Here is a 20,424-nt window from a genome sequence, read left to right on the forward strand (position 1 = left end):
TAACTACAGGGCTGGAATGAATATGTACACTTCAGGCTATGCAAATCGCTCAACTTCTCTCTCCTCTACCGCGGGCACTGTCGCGCAGAACACCGTTGGGGGTGCTTCGACGGGGCTTATTAGTGAAGTGGTTTACCGTGAAGACCAGCCTCTGTTGACCCAACTCCTGCTGCTTCCGTTATTACAGCAGCTTGGTCAGCAATCACGCTGGCAGCTCTGGCTGACGCCACAGCAAAAACTGAGCCGCCAATGGGTGCAGTCTGCGGGCCTGCCGCTGGCAAAGGTTATGCAGATCAACCAGCTTTCTCCCTGCGATACCGTCGAATCGATGATTCGCGCGTTACGCACCGGAAATTACAGCGTGGTGATCGGGTGGTTACCGGAAGAATTGACGGAAGAGGAACATTTTCGTCTGACCGAAGCGGCTGAAGAAGGGAATGCGATCGGGTTTATCATGCGCCCGGTTCGTCCAGATTCTTATCGCAGAGGACAACTTTCTGGGCTAAAAATTCACTCAAATTTGTATCATTGAGTGAAATTAAGATTTTTCCTGGAATTTTTTTTGACCGCAGGATGCGGTTTTAGTTCCCGGCCTCAAAATTGCGGCAAGGCTTGTCTGGTGCGGTTCTCCTTAATTTTATTGCACAAAATTCGTTCTAAAAATGTTAAATAATAGGTATACGGAACTTTTTTTTTCATATGCCTGACAGACTTCACACTTGTAAGTTTTCAGCTACGTTGTAGACTTTACATCGCCAGGGGTGCTCGGCCTAAGCCGAAGATATCGGTAGATTTATATTTGACCACGCCCCCCGGTGAAGGATTTAACCGTGATTCTCTCTTGAGACCTTCATGGCGAATTTTGGATGATAACGAGGCGCAAAAAATGAAAAAGACAGCTATCGCGATTGCAGTGGCACTGGCTGGCTTCGCTACCGTAGCGCAGGCCGCTCCGAAAGATAATACCTGGTATGCAGGTGGTAAACTGGGCTGGTCTCAGTTCCATGACACTGGCTGGTACAACAGCAGCCTGAACAACGATGGCCCTACTCACGAGAGCCAGCTTGGTGCAGGTGCGTTCGGTGGCTATCAGGTTAACCCGTATGTTGGCTTTGAAATGGGTTACGACTGGTTAGGTCGTATGCCATACAAAGGCGACACCATCAATGGCGCTTTCAAAGCTCAGGGCGTTCAGCTGACCGCTAAACTGGGTTACCCAGTAACTGACGATCTGGACGTGTACACCCGTCTGGGCGGCATGGTATGGCGTGCAGACTCCAGCAACAACATCGCTGGCGACGACCATGACACTGGCGTTTCCCCAGTATTCGCTGGTGGTGTTGAGTGGGCTATGACCCGTGACATCGCTACCCGTCTGGAATACCAGTGGGTTAACAACATCGGTGACGGTGCTACCGTTGGCGTTCGTCCAGACAACGGCATGCTGAGCGTAGGTGTTTCCTACCGTTTCGGCCAGCAGGAAGATGCAGCACCAGTTGTTGCTCCAGCGCCGGCTCCAGCTCCAGAAGTACAGACCAAGCACTTCACTCTGAAGTCTGACGTTCTGTTCAACTTCAACAAAGCGACCCTGAAACCAGAAGGTCAGCAGGCACTGGATCAGCTGTACACCCAGCTGAGCAACCTGGATCCTAAAGACGGTTCTGTAGTGGTTCTGGGCTTCACCGACCGCATCGGTTCTGACGCTTACAACCAGAAACTGTCTGAGAAACGTGCTCAGTCTGTTGTTGATTACCTGATCTCTAAAGGTATCCCAGCTAACAAGATCTCCCCACGTGGTATGGGCGAATCTAACCCAGTTACTGGCAACACCTGTGACAACGTTAAAGCTCGCGCTGCACTGATCGACTGCCTGGCACCAGATCGTCGCGTAGAGATCGAAGTTAAAGGCGTTAAAGACGTTGTAACTCAGCCAGCGGCATAAGTTATCGTCTTATAAAAAAACCCCGCCATGCGGGGTTTTTTATTGTCTGAAGAAAACTAAAATCTATTTTTTGCCCAACAACGCCTGAAGGTCGTTTTTCAGCGACGACATCTGGTTGGCGTACTTCTCTTTATGTTCGGCATCCTCAATCAACTGCACGATGGTTTCCGACAGGGTCTTACCACGCCGTTGTGCCAGCCCGGCCAGACGCTGCCAGACCACGAACTCCAGGTCGATGGATTTTTTCCGGGTATGCTGATGCTCAGCATTAAAATGCCTTTTACGTCGCGCGCGGATAGTTTGCTTCATCCGGTTTAACAACGCAGGATTAATGTGCTTCTCAATCCAGCCATTGACCTGTACCGGTTCATTTTCGAGGGTCAGCAAAATATCCACGGCTTCTTGCGCAGCGCTGGCTTCGATGTAGCAGGTGATCAGCTCCCCTTCACGGTGCTTTTTGACCAGGTACTTCCATTTCCAGCCGCTTTCGAGATTTTCCAGTTGTTGATATTTCATTGCGATCTCAGTGTTACCACGTAACTCTGTTCAGAATATCAGTTTTTTAGCAATCTGCTGAAAAGAAATCATATCCTGTGAGTGACTGCAGCCAATCCGCCTGCTGAAACACCAATCCTGCTTGGGTAGAGCCCCCCGCTTACGGTATACTCCACGCTTTTACATCTGACTAAAAAAAATCAACTTTGACCATTACGAAACTAGCATGGCGTGACCTTGTTCCGGATGCCGAGAGCTATCAGGAACTGTTTGCACAGCCCGATCTCGCAAAAGAACACGAATTCATCCTTAGCGATACGCAACCACGCTTACATTATGCGCTGGAGCAGACGTTAAGCCCGTGGGCGACATCGCCCTTCATGCTGCTGAAAGCCCCGGAAGAAGCGGAATATCTGTCGCTGCTTGGGGATGCCACGCGCCAGCTGCGGCCAGACACCACCGCGGTATTTGGCGGCCAGTATCGTATCGCGGGGCATAATATTACCTTCGGACCGGCGGACCAGGCCGACGGTCGTTTTGCTGCTAACGGCGAGGTAATTACCGCTAATTGGGTCGAGGCTGAACAGCTGTTTGGCTGTCTGCGCCAGTTTAACGGCGAGCTTTCCCTGCAGCCGGGGCTGGTACATCGTGCAAACGGCGGCGTGCTCATCATCTCTCTGCGCACTTTGCTCTCGCAGCCGCTGCTGTGGATGCGTCTGAAAACCATTGTGACCCAACAGCGCTTTGACTGGGTCGGTTACGACGAGTCTCGTCCTCTTCCTGTCTCCGTGCCGTCAATGCCGCTGTCGCTGACCGTCGTGCTGATGGGTGACCGCGAATCGCTGGCGGACTTCCAGGAGATGGAGCCGGAACTGGCCGAACAGGCAGTTTACAGCGAATACGAAGACAACATTCAGATTGCCGATGCGGACGACATGGCGCAGTGGTGTCAGTGGGTGATGGCCGTGGCGGAACGTTTTGCATTGCCAGCGCCTGCCGCCGACGCGTGGCCGGGTTTAATCCGCGAAGCCGTTCGCTATACCGGTGACCAGGAAACCTTGCCGCTCTGCCCGCTCTGGATCGGCAAGCAGCTGCGTGAAGTCGGTACGATCAGCGGTAACGGTGCGTTTACTGGCGAACAGCTCACGCAGATGCTGGCGCAGCGAGAGTGGCGCGAAGGCTATCTTGCTGACCGCATGCAGGATGAAATTCTGCTGGAACAAATTCTGGTCGAGACAGAAGGCGAACGCGTTGGGCAGATCAACGCCCTCTCGGTGATCGAGTTTCCTGGCCATCCGCGCGCGTTCGGTGAACCCTCGCGAATCAGCTGCGTTGTGCATATTGGCGACGGCGAGTTTACCGATATTGAACGCAAGGCCGAACTGGGCGGCAACATTCACGCCAAAGGCATGATGATCATGCAGGCATTTTTGATGTCTGAGCTGCAGCTTGAGCAGCAAATCCCCTTCTCCGCCTCGCTGACGTTTGAGCAGTCCTACAGCGAAGTGGATGGCGATAGTGCCTCAATGGCGGAGCTGTGCGCCTTAATCAGCGCCCTGGCGGACGTGCCGATCAACCAGAACATTGCTATTACCGGTTCGGTCGATCAATTTGGTCGTGCTCAGCCCGTTGGCGGTCTGAACGAAAAAATTGAAGGCTTCTTCTCTGTCTGTCAGCAGCGCGGTTTAAACGGCAAACAGGGCGTGATTATTCCGGCGCCTAACGTACGCCATCTCAGCCTGTGCCAGGATATTCTGGACGCGGTTGAACAGGAACAATTCGCCATCTGGGCCATCGAAGGGATTGAGGATGCACTACCCTTACTGACAAACCTGGTTTGGGATGGCGAAGGTCAGACAACTTTGATGCAGACTATCCAGGAGCGCATTGCTCAGGCGACGCAGCAGGATGCTCGCCATCGTTATCCATGGCCGTTACGCTGGCTGGGCTGGTTCAGTTCGAACTGATCGGACTTGTTCAGCGTACACGTGTTAGCTATCCTGCGTCCTTCACTAAAATAAGGCTTACTGAGAACATGGTAGATAAACGCGAATCCTATACAAAAGAAGATCTTCTTGCCTCTGGTCGCGGAGAACTGTTTGGCGCGAAAGGCCCACAGTTACCGGCCCCGAACATGCTGATGATGGACCGTGTCGTGAAAATGACCGAAACCGGCGGCAACTTCGATAAGGGTTACGTAGAAGCAGAACTCGATATCAACCCGGACCTCTGGTTCTTCGGTTGCCACTTTATTGGCGATCCGGTAATGCCTGGCTGCCTGGGCCTGGATGCCATGTGGCAGCTGGTTGGCTTCTATCTGGGCTGGCTGGGTGGTGAAGGTAAAGGCCGCGCGCTGGGCGTGGGCGAAGTGAAATTCACTGGCCAGGTTCTGCCTACGGCGAAGAAAGTCACCTATCGTATTCACTTCAAGCGCATCGTTAACCGTCGCCTGATTATGGGCCTGGCGGATGGCGAAGTGCTGGTAGACGGTCGTCTGATCTATACCGCGAACGATCTGAAAGTGGGTCTGTTCCAGGACACTTCCGCGTTCTGATATCGCTTTAAGCGACTCCGGAAAGGCGAAACCTCCGCAGTGCGGAGGTTTCTTTTTTTAAAGAGACGTTATCAGGCTATAAGTGCCCTGTCGCCGATGGCTTCTCGCCAGCCTCCAAGCCATTGTGACCTTTGATTTATCGTCTGATAAGGACACATTTCTTTCGAACGTCCAGCGATGCCGGCCTGATAACCACGTTGATGAGCCCGTTCCAGGCGATCTCGTTTCTGTCTCTTCATGCCTCGTTTCCCTCATTCTTTTGTCTGGTGGAAAGAAAACAGTGTCCGCGCCAGATGCGCAGGCACAGATAACGAATACCCCGAATTAGTCCCAGCGTCAATGTTCAAAATTCATACGGGTGTCATATTTGTGAGCTAGCCAGAAGATCATTTGTACAAAAATTGTGACCCGGCACAAGTAACAACCTGACGCAAAAACGAAAAAAAAACCGCAATCAGCACCAGGCCGATTGCGGTTTTTGACGATGAATTTTACTTATGGCAGTCGGGAAATTTCCCTGGCGATACTGGCTGACTCCTGCGCCCAACCCTGAGCCAGCACTTTCACCATTTCATCATAGCCATCCTTCTGCTGCTTCAGCTCCAGATGGAAAGGACGCTTAATCAGCTGTCCCTGATGATTCAACAGCCACTCGCCGCTGATGACAACGGCACCGTCATAACGGCCGTGGAAGCCCGTTACCGTGACGTTCAGCGTGTCCTGATCGCTTCCCAAAGGCTGGGAGGCAACAACCCAGCCCGGAAGCTGGCTGCCCAGATTCGCCACCAACGTATTGCGTAACTGCTGGTCCAGCGGGCTGGCCCACAGGTTGTTGTTGGCGATAACGTACTGTACATCGCTGGTCTGATAGACCACCCCGTTGCCGGCCAGGTAATCCGGCACGGCGACCTGCTCAACCCACAGCAGACGGTTGCCCTGCGAGGCGGAACTTTGCGTAACCGCCTGCGTCACCAGAGGCAGCTGGTAGTAGCTTTTCGTTTCGCTCCCGGAGCTACAGGCCGTGAGTGCCATCGCTCCTGCAATCGCTAGCCATTTTTTCATTGTTTCGCCCTCTTAGGCTCAGGATCCTTTTTATCTTTCGCTTCGAACACCAGCGCGTTGCTCTTCTCGTTGAGCGTTTTCAGAACCGGCTGCAGTTCACGCAAGACCTGATCGAGACGCTGCATATCTGCCACCATCTTGTTGTACGCCGCCGAGCCAGGCTGGAAGCCCTGCATACTGCGATTCAGCTCGCGCAGCGTTTTCTGCATATCCTGCGGCAGCTGCTGCATACTCTGGTTTGCAGTGATCTTGTTGATGTTATCCAGCGTGGTCTGCAGGCGCTGCATTGTCGCCTGGCTTTGATGTAACGAACCTGTCGCCGCCTCAATCATTGGGTTCAGAGGCAGATTGTTAATTTTATCCAGCGTTTCCATGAGACGCTGCTGGATCTGGGCCAGACCGCTGCTTACCGTTGGGATGATCTTGTAACCACCAAATTCACGCATACCGGTAATCGGCGGCGCTTTTGGATAGAAGTCCATATCGACATACAGTGCGCCGGTCACCAGGTTACCGGTTTTCAACGAGCCGCGCAGACCGCGATTCATCAGGTCGGTGATGTGCTCGCCGATATCCTGATTCTCACCAATCTGGTTGATCAGGCGCTCAGGCTCAATGCGGATCAGCACCGGAATACGGTAATCATCATCAAGCATCTGCTTAAGGCCTGGAACAAAGTAAGGCACTTGTCCCACCGTCCCCAGACGAATACCGCGGAACTCAACGGGCGCCCCAGGCTGCAGGCCGCGAACAGAATCCTTAAAGAACATCAGGTAGTCGATGTGATCGGTATAGAGTGCATCCTGAATGCTTTTTTGATCGTCGAACAGGCGGAAAGCGGTGTTCTCCGCAACCGGCTGCCCCAGGTCCAGACCTTCGGGTACGTCAAAACTCACGCCGCCGCCAAACAGTGTTGTCAGCGAGCCCATTTCTACTCGCATGCCCGCCGAGGTCAGATCCACCGCGATGCCGCTGTCTTTCCAGAAACGGACGTTGCTGGTAACCAGACGATCGTTAGGCGCATTGATGAACAACTGATAGCTGATGGATCTTTTCTGAGGATCGAAGGTGCTTTTCTCCACCGAACCCACGCGATAGCCGCGGAAAAGTACCGGGTCGCCCGCCGTGAGCTGGCCCGCTTTTTTACTGTCGAGGATCACGCGGATACCTTTTGCATCAGGCGGTGCTAGCGGCGGTGAATCCAGAAGCTGGTACTGCGCCGGCTGGCTGCCTTTTGCACCCGGCTGCAGTTCGATGTAGGCACCTGAGAGCAGCGTTCCTAAGCCGCTGATCCCTTCACGTCCCACCTGCGGTTTAACCACCCAGAAAACAGAATCGCCGTGCAGGAGTTTTTCCATGCCGGCATTAAGACGCGCCTTAATCTCCACATGGGTTAAATCGTCGGTCAGGGTTGCGCTTTCCACCACGCCCACATCCACGCTGCGGCTTTTGATGGTCGTTTTACCGCCCTCAATTCCTTCGGCATTGGTGGTAATCAGCGTCACTTCCGGTCCCTGATGGCTGTAGTGATAAAACAGGATCCATGCACCGATCAGCGCGGTCACGATGGGGAAAATCCACACCGGCGACCAGTTTTTGACCTTCTGCACTTTCGCCTCTCCACTCTTATTTTCCATGCTCTTACTCTTCCTCATGGCTTGATTCAGGCTCACGATCCCACGATAAACGAGGGTCGAAGGTCATGGCCGCAAACATGGTCATAATCACCACCAGTGCAAACATTAAAGCCCCCATCGCGGGATAAATACTCATCAAACCGCCCATCCGCACCAGCGCAGAGAGAACGGCAATCACAAACACGTCGATCATTGACCAACGACCGACAAATTCGACCACTTCGTAAATCAGATGCATGCGTTCGCTGTCGCGTTTTCCGTGGCCTTTTGCATCCCAACAGAGCCAGGCAATGGCTATCATTTTTAAAGTGGGCACCATGATACTGGCGATGAAAATCACGCCGGCGACAGGATAGGATCCTTCGCTCCACAGCAGTATGACCCCGGCGAGGATCGTCGAGGGCATTTTATCGCCGAGCAAATCGGTGATCATAATCGGCAGAATATTAGCGGGCAGATACAGCATGACGGACGTGACCAGCAGTGCCATCGTCCACTGCAGGCTATTTTTACGGCGAACATGGCCCTTCGTTTCGCAGCGCGGACAAACCTCAAGATCGGCGGGCAGCACGGCGGTACAGCACGGACAAGAACGGAGCCCCTGGCGGATACCCGGCACGCCGACCTTCACCGTCTGCGCGAGCGTCGGTGCAGGGGCGATATCGTCCCAGGCCCAGCGCCTGTCCACGCACTGGAAAGCACGCAGCTGCAGGACACAGTACAGACACCAGGGAATAAAGCTGCTGCCTATCCCCACGTCGCCGTACGCCATCAGCTTCACGAAACTGACCAGTATCCCTGCGAGAAAGATCTCGGCCATCCCCCAGCTTTTGAGCTGAAAAAGGATGCGCGCGAGCCGGATTTTCAGCGATGACGGCATCCTGACGCGGTTAACCAGCAGCAGGATGACGACCAGGCAAAACGCCGGGACTATCTGGACGAATAGCAGAAAAAAGGTGCCGAGGCTGGCGTAATCTTCCGAGAACATCACGCCCGGGATTTCAAGCAGATCCACCTGGCTTGTCATCCCGCCTACCTTCATATAGACGAAGGGGAAGAGATTGGAGAGCAGTAGCATGAACAGTGCTGCCAGCGCGTAAGCGGTGGGACGCTGCCGCGGCGCGTCCCACTCGGTTGTCAACGTCGCGCCACAGCGTGGACACTGGGCTTTATGTCCGTGACCAAGCTCTGGCAACGCCACGAGCATATCGCATTGCGAGCATAATATATGCCTGTCGGCATGGTGCTGGTCACACATATTTAATCCCTGTTATGCGCCGTTTTTCAGAGACTCAAGGTACTCCCAGCGCTCAAATGCTTCTTCCAGGGCTTTTTCAGCCGCGGACATTTCAGCCAGTACTTTCTGAGTATAGTCATGCGATTGGGTAAAGAATGAGGCATCAGCAACCTGCGCTTGCAGCCCCTCAAGCGCGGCCTCCAGCTCTTCAAGACGCTGAGGTAGCCCCTCCAGTTCGCGCTGCAGGTTATAGCTTAGTTTAGCCGAGGTTTTCTTGACAGTTTCTGCTTTTGTTACAGCAGGTTCAGAACTTGTTCTGGACTTCGACTGTTTCTGCGCCAGAGACTGCGACTGCTGCCCTTTTGCGTCGTGATAACCGCCCACGTACTGGCCAATTCGCCCTTCACCTTCGAAGATCCAGCACTCGGTCACGGTGTTATCCACGAACTGACGATCGTGGCTAACCAGCATCACGGTTCCCTGATACCCATCGATCAGCTCTTCGAGTAATTCCAGCGTTTCGACATCCAAATCGTTCGTCGGTTCATCGAGGATCAACAGATTACTTGGCTTCAGGAACAGACGTGCCAGTAGAAGACGGTTACGCTCCCCGCCGGACAGCGCGCGCACCGGTGTCATGGCGCGTTTCGGGTGGAACAGGAAGTCCTGCAGGTAGCCCAGAACGTGACGCGGCTTGCCGTTTACCATCACTTCCTGTTTACCTTCGGCGAGGTTGTCCATCACCGTGCGGTCCGGATCCAGCTCCGCGCGGTGCTGGTCGAAGTAGGCCACTTCCAGCTTGGTGCCACAGTGAATGCGGCCGCTGTCGGCCTGCAGCTGGCCCAGCATCAGCTTCAGCAGCGTGGTTTTGCCGCAGCCGTTCGGGCCGATGAGTGCAATTTTGTCCCCGCGCTGAACCTGCGCAGAGAAATCTTTCACCAGCACCTTGCCGTCAACCTGGTAGTTAACGTTTTCCATTTCGAAGACAATCTTGCCGGAGCGGGACGCCTCTTCCACCTGCATTTTGGCGCTGCCCATGACTTCGCGGCGCTCGCTGCGCTCGCGACGCATCGCCTTCAGGGCACGCACGCGGCCTTCGTTACGGGTACGGCGGGCTTTGATGCCCTGGCGGATCCAGACTTCCTCCTGCGCCAGCTTGCGGTCGAACTCGGCGTTCTGCAGCTCTTCCACGCGCAGGTTTTCTTCTTTCTCCAGCAGATAGGTGTCGTAATCGCCGGGATAGGTGACCAGCTTGCCGCGGTCGAGGTCGACAATGCGCGTCGCCATATTGCGAATAAACGAACGGTCGTGCGAGATGAAGATGATGGTGCCGCTGAAGGTTTTCAGGAAACCTTCCAGCCAGTCAATCGCTTCGATGTCCAGGTGGTTGGTTGGTTCGTCCAGCAGCAGTACCTTAGGGCCGCTGACCAGCGCGCGCCCCAGCGCCGCTTTACGCAGCCAGCCGCCGGAGAGCGCCGACAGCTCCATGTCGGGTTCCAGCCCGAGCTGCGCCAGCACCTCGTTAATGCGGTTTTCCAGCTGCCACAAACCGTGGTGATCGAGCATCTCCTGCACTTTCGCCAGTTCGTTGAGATTCTTGTCGCTCGGGTCGGTCATCACCAGATGCGAAATCTCGTGATAGCGCTTCAGGTACTCCGCCTGCTCGGAGATGCCTTCCGCCACGAAATCGTACACGCTGCCGGTCACATGACGCGGCGGATCCTGCTGGAGGCGGGAGACGATCAGATCCTGCTCGTATACGATGCGGCCGTCATCCAGCCCCTGCTCGCGGTTGAGGATTTTCATCAGCGTGGATTTACCCGCGCCGTTACGGCCCACCAGACAGACGCGCTCGTTATCTTCGATATGCAGCTCTGCATTATCGAGAAGCGGTGAGTCGCTGAAAGAGAGCCACGCGCCGTGCATACTAATTAATGACATTTATTTTTCCTTTCAGACCGCGGTAATCAACCAGCAGTTATGAATTTGACGGTTACGGGCGAAGTCCTGAGACAGCGTTTTTTGACTGATTTCTTGTGCTTTCAGTCCCAGGGCTGCCAGGCCGTCATGATCCATACGGAAGCCGCGTTTGTTGTTCGAGAACATAATGGTGCCGCCTTTGCGCAGCAGTCGCTTCAGGTCGGTCATCAGGCGCAGGTGATCGCGTTGAACGTCAAAGCTATCCTCCATGCGCTTGGAGTTAGAGAAGGTCGGCGGATCGATAAAGATCAGGTCGAACTGCTCGTCGGTATCGCGCAGCCAGCCCAACACGTCGGCCTGCATCAGGCGATGCTGACGTCCGGTTAAGCCGTTCAGACGCAGGTTACGCTCGGCCCACTCGAGATAAGTGCGGGACATATCCACCGTGGTAGTGCTGCGCGCACCGCCGAGACCGGCATGCACGCTGGCGCTCCCGGTGTAGGAGAACAGGTTGAGGAAATCTTTGCCCTTGCTCATCTGGCCGAGCATGCGGCGGGCGATGCGGTGGTCGAGGAACAGGCCGGTATCAAGATAGTCGGTCAGGTTCACCCACAGGCGAGCGTTGTATTCGCCCACTTCGATAAAGTCGCCCTTTTCGCCCATCTTCTGGTACTGGTTTTTACCCTTCTGACGCTCGCGGGTTTTCAGCACCAGCTTGTTCGGCGCAATCCCCAGCACGGCAATGGTGGCCGCAATGACGTCCAGCATGCGCTGGCGCGCTTTTTGCGCATCAATGGTTTTCGGTGGAGCATATTCCTGAATCACCACCCAGTCCGCATAGCGGTCAACCGCCACGTTGTACTCCGGCAGGTCGGCATCGTACAGGCGATAACACTCGATCCCTTCCTGCTTCGCCCATTTTTCAAATTTCTTCAGGTTTTTGCGCAGGCGGTTGGCGTAATCCTCTGCCACGCCGGTTGGCTTGCTGTCCGCCGCTTTCTCTGCCAGATGGTAGTTTTTCTGCACGCAGTCCAGCGGGCCGTTTTTCGCTTTAAACTGGCGATCGGCTCGCAGCTGAAGGCAGCTCAGCAGCTCCGGCGAGGCGCTGAACAGAGACAGATTCCAGCCGCCGAAGTAGTCCTTCATATTGCGGCCCAGCAGGCTGTGCAGGGCAATCAGCGCAGGCTCGCTGTCCAGACGCTCGCCGTATGGCGGGTTGCTGATTACGGTCCCGTACGGGCCCTTCGGCAGCGGGTTGGTCAGGATCGCTACGTCTTTCACCTCGAAGGTGACCAGCTCGCCGATACCGGCGCGACGGGCGTTGCTGCGCGCGCGTTCAATTACGCGCGGGTCGCTATCCGAACCGTAGAAGTGAGAGGTATACTCCGCAAGGCCCTTACGCGCGCGGGTCTGTGCGTCGTCTTTAACCTCTTTCCAGAGCGCTTCGTCGTGCTGCGCCCAGCCTTTGAAGCCCCAGTGGCCGCGGTGCAGCCCCGGCGCACGGTCGGTTGCCAGCATTGCGGCCTCAATCAGCAGCGTACCGGAGCCACACATTGGGTCGAGCAGCGGCGTGCCCGGCTGCCAGCCGGAGCGCATCACGATGGCGGCGGCCAGGGTTTCTTTGATCGGCGCCATACCGGTGCGATCGCGGTAGCCGCGCAGGTGCAGACCCGCGCCGCTCAGATCGAGGGAGATGCTCGCCGTGTCGCCGTTCAGCCAGACGTTGATACGCAGGTCCGGGTTTTCGCGATCGACGTTCGGACGTTCCTTATTTTTACGCGTGAAGCAGTCCACAATGGCGTCTTTTACGCGCAGGGCGCCGTACTGGCTGTTGCGGATCTCGTCGTTCACGCCGTTGAAATGCACCGCGAAGGTGGCGTTAGGCGTGAAGATCTCTGTCCAGTCGATCATCTGTACGCCGGTGTAGAGATCCAGGTCGCTATAGACCTTGCATTCCTTCATCGGCAGCATGATGCGCGACGCCAGACGGCTCCACATCAGGCTCTGGTAAATAAGCCGCGTGTCGCCCTCAAAATGGACACCACCCTGAACCACCTGGCACTCTTGCGCGCCCAGGGCTTCCAGTTCAGTTTTTAACAGCTCTTCCAGCCCACGGGCCGTACTGGCAAACAGAGAATTCATATCGTCACTTTTACTCTTAGAAAATTGTCGCGCATTATAGCTAATATGGCGTGTATGTCATAAAGTTGAAGGCTTATTTTCATTCGAGGGAGTGTGCAGTGGCGACGTTATCCAGGCTTTTTATTCATCCGGTGAAATCCATGCGCGGCATCGGCGTCACTCACGCGCTGGCAGACATGAGCGGGTTCGCCTTCGATCGTATTTTTATGGTCACCGAGCCTGACGGTACGTTTATCACCGCACGCCAGTTCCCTCAGATGGTTCGTTTTACCCCTTCCCCGCTTCACGACGGTTTGCACGTTACCGCGCCGGACGGTTCCAGCGCGGTGATTCGCTTTGCGGATTTTGCGGCTGTCGACGCGCCAACGGAAGTATGGGGCAACCATTTTACCGCGCGCATCGCCCCGGATGAAATTAACCGCTGGCTGAGCGGCTTCTTCTCCCGCGACGTGCATCTGCGGTGGGTTGGGCCGGAACTGACGCGTCGCGTAAAGCGCCACGACGCCGTTCCCCTCTCCTTCGCGGATGGCTTCCCGTTCCTGCTCACCAACGAAGCGTCTCTGCGTGATTTACAGAATCGCTGTAAAGCCAGCGTACAGATGGAACAGTTCCGCCCGAATCTGGTCGTGACCGGAGCGGACGCCTGGGATGAAGACACCTGGAAAGTCATCCGCATCGGCAGCGTCATCTTTGATGTCGTCAAACCCTGCAGCCGCTGCATTTTCACCACGGTAAGCCCTGAGAAAGGCCAAAAGCATCCTTCCGGCGAGCCGCTGAAAACGCTGCAATCGTTCCGTACCGCGCAGGATAACGGCGATGTCGATTTCGGCCAGAACCTGATCCCGCGATCCAGCGGCGCGATTCGCGTAGGTGATGAAGTTGAAATTCTCGCCCGCGGGCCGGCGCGAGTGTACGGCTCAGGCCAGGAAGAAGAAATGGTCGAGGTTGAGACGAATGTCGCCACTGGGGTGGATATTCACTGGCAGGGCAAGGTTATTCGTGGCAACAATCAGCAGGTTTTACTGGAGCAGCTGGAGCAAGCCGGTATTCGCGTACCGTATTCCTGCCGCGCGGGAATTTGCGGATGCTGCCGCATCAAGCTGCTGGAGGGAGAAGTGAGTGCGCTGAAAAAATCTGCAATTGGAAATGACGGCACAATCCTGTGCTGTAGCTGCGTACCGAAAACGTCGGTACAACTGGAAGCTTAAACCGCTTGTTCGAGACTGAAGGCATCGACGCGCAGCTGTGGCTTCAGCCTGTCATTCATGACTTTGATCGCATCACCTAACTGCATTACGCGCCCGGCAATCGTCACGCCGGGCTGCGCCAGCAGACAGAGTGCGGCGTTTTCGCCCGGTTCAACCACTAACAGGCTCACCTCTTCGGCGGTATCGCTCAGGTTAACGCTGGCCGCATCGCCCGTTGCTGGCGTCCAGTCCATGCCGTGAGGCAGGAAATGCCAGCTTTTCGGCATTTGCGGTTTCAGGAAACGGATAGCCACCAGCGCATTTAATACCAGTTCGGCACGCTGCTCTTTAGAGAGCATCAGGTCGCGGCATTTTTCTTCAAAGGAGAAATAAAGCGCCGCATCGTCAACGCAAAAGCCCGATGGAGAAAACGCGTCCGGGGTTAACATTCGGCGGGCAAAACGAGAACGAAACAACATGCCATTGGCTAAATCGAGCATCATACGGTCATGCTCGTCGCAAAAATACCAGCGCCAGTTATCGTCAGGTTTAATTCGCATGTGTCTCTCCCGTCCCCAAACGTCCTGTACTAAAAATGTCCTGTTCGCCGCTTCGTTTATAACACTAGTAATAAAAGACGATAATGTCTAAATAAGCAACAGTGACGGAATATAAAACAACCAGGGCTGGAAATAAAGCCCTGGTTGTCTGATTAAGAAAAAAGATTAGATATGCGTAACGATTTCTTTAATCAAAGGCGGGCCTTTAAAAATAAAGCCGGAATAGATTTGCACCAGTGACGCACCGGCCGCCATCTTCTCGCGCGCAGCAATCACCGAGTCGATACCGCCGACGCCAATAATCGGTAAACGGCCTTTTAATTCCGCAGACAGCGCGCGAATAATTTCGGTGCTTTTTAATTGTACCGGACGGCCACTTAACCCACCCGCTTCGTCACAGTTTTTCATTCCCTGAACGAGCGAACGATCGAGCGTGGTATTCGTTGCAATCACCCCGTCAATATTATGGCGAACCAAACTGTCGGCAACCTGGATCAATTCTTCGACAGAAAGATCCGGCGCGATCTTCACCGCGACCGGAACATATTTATGGTGGATCGCCTGGAGTTCATTTTGTTTATTTTTAATGGCACTCAGAAGATCGTCCAGCGCTTCGCCATATTGTAAGGAGCGCAGCCCCGGGGTATTGGGCGAGGAAATATTCACCGCGATATACCCGGCATAGGCGTAGACTTTTTCCATACAAATCAGGTAGTCATCTTTACCCTGCTCAACCGGCGTATCTTTATTCTTGCCAATATTGATGCCTAACACCCCATCAAAATGGGCTTTCTTCACGTTCTCTACCAAATGATCAACGCCGAGGTTATTAAAGCCCATGCGGTTGATCAACCCTTCGGCTTCGACCAGGCGGAACAGGCGCGGCTTGTCATTTCCCGGCTGCGGGCGCGGCGTGACGGTACCAATTTCGATGGAGCCAAAGCCCATCGCGCCCAGGGCATCAATGCACTCGCCATTTTTGTCCAGACCGGCCGCCAGACCCAGCGGATTTTTAAAGGTCAGCCCCATGCACTGCACAGGCTTTTCCGGCACGTTTTGACGCACCAGGGCTGCCAGAGGCGTTCCTGTAATACGACGTAATTGCTGGAATGTAAATTCATGAGCGCGCTCGGGGTCGAGCTGGAAAAGGGCTTTACGAACGAAGGGGTAGTACATGAACTCTCCTGGATTCCCGGTGTGCAAACCGGGAGGGGATTATGGGCGATCCCGTCACGAAAGGGAATTGACCTGCGGCAAAAAAATCGGCGTAAAACGCAATCGTTTACCTCCCACTCTCTTTCTTATGCAGTTTTTCGCAGTTTAATTGCGGATAAATCATTTAGTGGAATAACCGCGCAGTGTCACACTCCTGAAAAATGTTATGAATGTTAGATAAAAGCAAACAATTAGTTATAAGGAGGAAGTATGCGCGTCATTACCCTGGCCGGAAGTCCACGATTCCCTTCGCGTTCCAGCGCCCTGCTGGAATATGCCCGCGACAAGCTCAATGCCCTGGACGTGGAAGTGTGCCACTGGAATCTGCATAACTTCGAACCTGAAGATTTGCTGTATGCCCGCTTCGACAGCCCCGCGTTGAAAACCCTCACTGAGCAGCTCAAGGAAGCGGACGGACTCATCGTTGCGACCCCGATTTATAAAGCCTCTTTTTCGGGCGCGCTGAAAACGCTGCTCGATCTTCTCCCCGAGCGCGCACTGGACGGCAAAGTGGTTCTGCCGCTGGCAACGGGCGGCACGGTGGCACATTTACTGGCGGTGGATTACGCCCTGAAGCCGGTGCTGAACGCCCTGAAGGCGCAGGAGATCCTTCACGGCGTTTTCGCGGATGATTCGCAGGTCATTGACTACCAGCATAAGCCGCACTTCACGCCGAATCTGCAAACGCGCCTTGATGCCTCGCTGGAAACTTTCTGGCACGCGCTGCATCGCCGGGATATCCAGGTTCCTTCTTTTAATCCGCCGCAGGGAGTCGCACATGTTTAAAACCTTAACCCGCCTCGGACTGGCTGGCCTGATGGCGTTTACCGCGCTGGCACATGCCGCAGAAACCGCACCGGACAGTTTACGGATTGGCTACCAAAAAGGCAGCGTCAGTATGGTGCTGGCAAAAAGCCACCAGCTGCTGGAAAAACGCTTCCCGGACACCAAATTCTCATGGGTGGAGTTCCCGGCAGGGCCGCAGATGCTTGAAGCCCTGAACGTCGGCAGTATCGATCTGGGCAGTACGGGCGACATCCCGCCTATTTTCGCTCAGGCTGCCGGGGCAGACCTGGTATACGTCGGTGTAGAACCCGCTAAGCCGAAAGCCGAAGTCATCCTGGTACCTGAAAACAGTGACATTAAAAGCGTCTCCGACCTTAAAGGGCGTAAGGTCGCTTTCCAGAAAGGTTCCAGCTCGCACAACCTGCTGCTGCGCGCCTTACAGGAAGCCGGGCTCAAGTTCACCGACATTCAGCCCGTTTACCTGACGCCCGCCGACGCGCGCGCCGCGTTCCAGCAGAAGAACGTTGATGCCTGGGCTATCTGGGATCCGTACTACTCCGCGGCATTACTGCAGGGTGGCGTACGGGTGCTGAAAGACGGTACCACGCTGAAGCAAACCGGTTCGTTCTACCTCGCCTCACGCCCTTACGCCGAAAAAAACGGCGCGTTTATTCAGGGCGTACTGGATACCTTTACGCAGGCAGATGCCCTGACCCAGAGTCAGCGTCAGGCGAGCATCGCCCTGCTGGCAAAAACCATGGGCTTACCTGAGCCGGTGATCGCGAGCTACCTCAGCCACCGTCCGCCCACCACCATTGCGCCTGTCGACGCGCACGTCGCCGCGCTTCAGCAACAGACTGCTGACCTCTTCTATCAAAACCGCCTGGTACCAAAACAGGTCGATATTCGCGAACGCATCTGGCAGCCCGCTGGCAAAGAAGGAGCTAAATCATGAGTCTGAATCTTTTCTGGTTTTTACCCACCCACGGTGATGGACACTATCTTGGTACAGAAGAGGGCTCGCGCCCGGTTGACCATGGCTATCTTCAGCAGATTGCCCAGGCGGCGGACCGAATCGGTTTTACCGGCGTGCTGATCCCGACCGGACGCTCGTGCGAGGATGCCTGGCTGGTGGCCGCGTCGATGATCCCGGTCACCCAGCGCCTTAAATTCCTTGTTGCATTGCGCCCGAGCGTCGTTTCACCCACCGTGGCGGCGCGTCAGGCAGCAACGCTGGACAGGCTCTCCAACGGCCGCGCTCTGTTTAACCTGGTGACGGGCAGCGATCCGCAGGAGCTGGCGGGTGACGGCGTGTTCCTCGACCATACCGAGCGCTATGAAGCCTCCGCTGAATTTACCCGCGTCTGGCGACGCCTGCTGGAAGGCGAAACCGTCACCTTTGAAGGTAAGCATATTCACGTTCGCGACGCGAAGCTCTACTTCCCGCCGGTGCAACAGCCGCGCCCTCCGCTCTATTTTGGCGGATCGTCGGATGTGGCCCAGGATCTGGCCGCCGAGCAGGTCGATCTCTATCTGACCTGGGGCGAGCCGCCCGAGCTGGTGAAAGAGAAAATTGCCCAGGTCCGCGCCAAAGCCGCCGCCCATGGCCGCAAGGTGCGCTTCGGGATTCGCCTGCACGTGATTGTGCGCGAAACCAATGAAGAAGCCTGGCAGGCGGCAGACCGTCTGATCTCCCATCTGGACGATGAGACCATTGCGAAGGCGCAGGCTGCGTTTGCCAAAACCGACTCCGTCGGGCAGCACCGCATGGCCTCTCTGCACAACGGCAAGCGCGAGAATCTGGAAATCAGCCCGAACCTGTGGGCGGGCGTGGGTCTGGTACGCGGCGGCGCGGGCACGGCGCTGGTCGGCGACGGGCCAACCGTGGCTGCACGTATTAATGAATACGCTGACCTGGGCATCGACAGCTTTATTCTCTCCGGCTATCCGCACCTGGAAGAGGCCTACAGGGTGGGCGAGCTGTTATTCCCGCATCTGGATGTCGCCGTTCCGGAAATTCCGCAGCCGCAGCGGCTCCAGCTGCAGGGCGAAGCCGTGGCAAACGAGTTTATTCCGCGCAAAGCCGCACAGAGCTAAGGAGTGACCATGTCTGCCACCTCACAAAAATGGCTGCTGCGCGCCGCCCCGTGGTTTTTGCCCGTCGGCATCGTGGCGCTCTGGCAGCTCGCGTCGACCACCGGCTGGCTGTCGAGCCGCATTTTGCCCTCTCCGGAGGGCGTTATCGAAGCGTTCTGGTCGCTGAGCGTCAGCGGAGAGCTGTGGCAACATCTGGCGATCAGCTCCTGGCGCGCGGTGATTGGGTTTTCCATCGGCGGCAGCATCGGTCTGGTGCTGGGTCTGATCAGCGGCCTTTCACGCTGGGGGGAAAGGCTGCTGGATACCTCCATCCAGATGCTGCGCAACGTGCCGCATCTGGCGCTGATCCCGCTGGTCATTTTGTGGTTTGGGATCGATGAGAGCGCCAAAATCTTCCTCGTGGCGCTGGGCACGCTGTTCCCGATATACATCAACACCTGGCACGGCATCCGCAATATCGATCGCGGTCTGGTGGAGATGGCGCGCAGCTACGGCTTATCGGGTTTTTCCCTCTTTGCTCACGTGATTCTGCCGGGCGCCCTGCCCTCCATTATGGTCGGGGTGCGCTTTGCGCTCGGCCTGATGTGGCTGACGCTGATTGTGGCGGAAACCATCTCAGCCAACTCCGGTATTGGCTACCTGGCGATGAACGCCCGCGAATTCCTGCAAACGGACGTGGTGGTGGTCGCCATCATTCTGTATGCACTGCTCGGCAAACTCGCCGACGTCAGCGCACAGTGGCTGGAGCGCAACTGGCTGCGCTGGAACCCGGCCTATACCCTTCAGGAGGCGAAAGCATGAATACCGCACGACTAAATCAGGGCACGCCGCTGCTACTGAACGGCGTAACCAAACACTACGGCGAAAACACCATCCTTAACGGGCTGGATCTGCACATTCCCGCCGGCCAGTTTGTGGCTGTAGTCGGGCGCAGCGGCGGCGGAAAAAGCACACTCCTGCGTCTTTTAGCCGGGCTGGAGGCCCCCAACGGAGGAGAGATTCTGGCAGGAACCACGCCGCTGGCCAATATTCAGGACGATACGCGCATGATGTTTCAGGACGCGCGCCTGCTGCCGTGGAAAACGGTGATTGATAACGTCGGGCTGGGGCTCAAAGGCAGCTGGCGGGATGAAGCCCGTCAGGCGCTGGCCGCCGTCGGGCTGGAAAACCGTGCAGGTGAATGGCCTGCGGCGCTGTCGGGCGGCCAGAAGCAGCGCGTGGCGCTGGCGCGAGCGTTGATTCACCGTCCCGGCCTGCTGCTGCTTGATGAGCCGCTCGGCGCTCTTGATGCCCTGACGCGGATAGAAATGCAGGATCTGATTGAATCCCTCTGGCAGGCGCACGGCTTTACGGTACTGCTGGTGACGCATGACGTCAGCGAAGCCGTGGCGATGGCGGACCGGGTATTGCTTATAGAAAACGGGAAAATCGGTTTGGATCTGACGGTGGACATCCCGCGCCCTCGTCGCGTGGGCTCGGCGAGACTGGCGGAGCTGGAAGCCGAAGTGCTGGATCGGGTGATGAAACGTGGGGAAGCGGAGATTCAGCGGATAAAGGCCAATGCCTGATGCCCTCTCCCACAGGGAGAGG

19 protein-coding genes are annotated in these 20,424 nt (G+C 55.9%); 10 read left to right on the plus strand and 9 right to left on the minus strand.

Annotation, left to right across the window (positions count from 1 at the left end; all coding sequences use genetic code 11):
• The first annotated feature begins 22 nt into the window (after positions 1–22).
• Both sulA and ompA read left to right on the plus strand, forming a co-directional pair.
• Entirely contained in the window at positions 23–532 is a 510-nt protein-coding gene (sulA, locus tag A6013_RS03080) for an SOS-induced cell division inhibitor SulA (protein ID WP_041910604.1), read from the plus strand.
• A 354-nt stretch (positions 533–886) separates the two neighbouring features.
• Positions 887–1,942 carry a porin OmpA gene (ompA, locus tag A6013_RS03085; RefSeq protein WP_108780329.1) on the plus strand — a complete coding sequence of 352 codons (1,056 nt, stop codon included), beginning with the start codon at positions 887–889 and terminating at the stop codon, positions 1,940–1,942.
• Between the two features lie 63 nt (positions 1,943–2,005).
• Here the strand turns inward: ompA and matP are convergent, their stop codons facing one another.
• Positions 2,006–2,458, minus strand: coding sequence for a macrodomain Ter protein MatP (matP, locus tag A6013_RS03090; protein ID WP_023332611.1), 453 nt, complete (start codon positions 2,456–2,458; stop codon positions 2,006–2,008).
• A gap of 185 nt (positions 2,459–2,643) precedes the next feature.
• Between matP and A6013_RS03095 the strand changes: the two genes are divergently transcribed.
• Both A6013_RS03095 and fabA read left to right on the plus strand, forming a co-directional pair.
• The gene (locus A6013_RS03095; RefSeq protein WP_069732531.1) at positions 2,644–4,404 is read left to right on the plus strand and encodes a Lon protease family protein; all 1,761 of its coding nucleotides are present in this window, start codon (positions 2,644–2,646) and stop codon (positions 4,402–4,404) included.
• Positions 4,405–4,472: 68 nt separating this feature from the next.
• The gene (gene fabA, locus A6013_RS03100; protein WP_000227926.1) at positions 4,473–4,991 is read left to right on the plus strand and encodes a bifunctional 3-hydroxydecanoyl-ACP dehydratase/trans-2-decenoyl-ACP isomerase; all 519 of its coding nucleotides are present in this window, start codon (positions 4,473–4,475) and stop codon (positions 4,989–4,991) included.
• 71 nt (positions 4,992–5,062) lie between these two features.
• Here the strand turns inward: fabA and rmf are convergent, their stop codons facing one another.
• The 6 genes from rmf to rlmKL all read right to left on the minus strand — a co-directional run bounded on the left by rmf (position 5,063) and on the right by rlmKL (position 12,989).
• Entirely contained in the window at positions 5,063–5,230 is a 168-nt protein-coding gene (gene rmf / locus A6013_RS03105; RefSeq protein WP_013097261.1) for a ribosome modulation factor, read from the minus strand.
• A 256-nt stretch (positions 5,231–5,486) separates the two neighbouring features.
• Positions 5,487–6,053 (minus strand): membrane integrity-associated transporter subunit PqiC, encoded by a 567-nt coding sequence (gene pqiC / locus A6013_RS03110; protein WP_069732532.1) that lies wholly within the window; start codon positions 6,051–6,053, stop codon positions 5,487–5,489.
• Positions 6,050–7,690, minus strand: coding sequence for an intermembrane transport protein PqiB (gene pqiB, locus A6013_RS03115; RefSeq protein ID WP_028012598.1), 1,641 nt, complete (start codon positions 7,688–7,690; stop codon positions 6,050–6,052). The genes pqiC and pqiB overlap by 4 nt, the downstream gene beginning before the upstream one ends.
• A gap of 4 nt (positions 7,691–7,694) precedes the next feature.
• The gene (gene pqiA, locus A6013_RS03120) at positions 7,695–8,948 is read right to left on the minus strand and encodes a membrane integrity-associated transporter subunit PqiA (RefSeq protein ID WP_028012597.1); all 1,254 of its coding nucleotides are present in this window, start codon (positions 8,946–8,948) and stop codon (positions 7,695–7,697) included.
• Positions 8,949–8,960: 12 nt separating this feature from the next.
• Positions 8,961–10,868, minus strand: coding sequence for an ABC transporter ATP-binding protein (locus A6013_RS03125; RefSeq protein ID WP_059354522.1), 1,908 nt, complete (start codon positions 10,866–10,868; stop codon positions 8,961–8,963).
• Positions 10,869–10,880: 12 nt separating this feature from the next.
• Positions 10,881–12,989, minus strand: coding sequence for a bifunctional 23S rRNA (guanine(2069)-N(7))-methyltransferase RlmK/23S rRNA (guanine(2445)-N(2))-methyltransferase RlmL (gene rlmKL, locus A6013_RS03130; protein ID WP_069732533.1), 2,109 nt, complete (start codon positions 12,987–12,989; stop codon positions 10,881–10,883).
• Between the two features lie 98 nt (positions 12,990–13,087).
• Between rlmKL and A6013_RS03135 the strand changes: the two genes are divergently transcribed.
• A complete protein-coding gene (locus A6013_RS03135; RefSeq protein WP_069732534.1) occupies positions 13,088–14,197 on the plus strand; it encodes a YcbX family protein in 1,110 nt (369 codons plus the stop codon).
• Here A6013_RS03135 and zapC read toward each other — a convergent pair.
• Together zapC and pyrD are read right to left on the minus strand one after the other, a co-directional pair.
• Entirely contained in the window at positions 14,194–14,736 is a 543-nt protein-coding gene (zapC, locus tag A6013_RS03140) for a cell division protein ZapC (RefSeq protein ID WP_028012593.1), read from the minus strand. The two genes, A6013_RS03135 and zapC, sit on opposite strands and share 4 nt — an antisense overlap.
• 165 nt (positions 14,737–14,901) lie before the next feature.
• Positions 14,902–15,912: a quinone-dependent dihydroorotate dehydrogenase gene (gene pyrD, locus A6013_RS03145; protein ID WP_045261711.1), complete on the minus strand. Its 1,011-nt coding sequence runs from the start codon at positions 15,910–15,912 to the stop codon at positions 14,902–14,904.
• Positions 15,913–16,161: 249 nt separating this feature from the next.
• Between pyrD and ssuE the strand changes: the two genes are divergently transcribed.
• The 5 genes from ssuE to ssuB are packed head-to-tail and all read left to right on the plus strand — an operon-like array spanning position 16,162 to position 20,402.
• Positions 16,162–16,737, plus strand: coding sequence for an NADPH-dependent FMN reductase (gene ssuE, locus A6013_RS03150; protein ID WP_028012591.1), 576 nt, complete (start codon positions 16,162–16,164; stop codon positions 16,735–16,737).
• On the plus strand, positions 16,730–17,692 hold the full coding sequence (locus A6013_RS03155; RefSeq protein ID WP_028012590.1) for a sulfonate ABC transporter substrate-binding protein: 963 nt from the start codon (positions 16,730–16,732) through the stop codon (positions 17,690–17,692). Before ssuE ends, A6013_RS03155 begins: the two co-directional genes overlap by 8 nt.
• Positions 17,689–18,834 (plus strand): FMNH2-dependent alkanesulfonate monooxygenase, encoded by a 1,146-nt coding sequence (ssuD, locus tag A6013_RS03160; RefSeq protein ID WP_028012589.1) that lies wholly within the window; start codon positions 17,689–17,691, stop codon positions 18,832–18,834. The genes A6013_RS03155 and ssuD overlap by 4 nt, the downstream gene beginning before the upstream one ends.
• A gap of 9 nt (positions 18,835–18,843) precedes the next feature.
• Positions 18,844–19,635, plus strand: a complete 792-nt coding sequence (gene ssuC, locus A6013_RS03165) for an aliphatic sulfonate ABC transporter permease SsuC (RefSeq protein ID WP_069732535.1) — start codon at positions 18,844–18,846, stop codon at positions 19,633–19,635.
• Positions 19,632–20,402 carry an aliphatic sulfonates ABC transporter ATP-binding protein gene (gene ssuB, locus A6013_RS03170; protein ID WP_069732536.1) on the plus strand — a complete coding sequence of 257 codons (771 nt, stop codon included), beginning with the start codon at positions 19,632–19,634 and terminating at the stop codon, positions 20,400–20,402. The genes ssuC and ssuB overlap by 4 nt, the downstream gene beginning before the upstream one ends.
• The last annotated feature ends 22 nt before the right edge of the window (positions 20,403–20,424 follow it).

This window comes from Enterobacter sp. IF2SW-B1 (genome assembly GCF_001743375.1).
Taxonomy (GTDB): Bacteria; Pseudomonadota; Gammaproteobacteria; order Enterobacterales; family Enterobacteriaceae; genus Enterobacter; species Enterobacter bugandensis.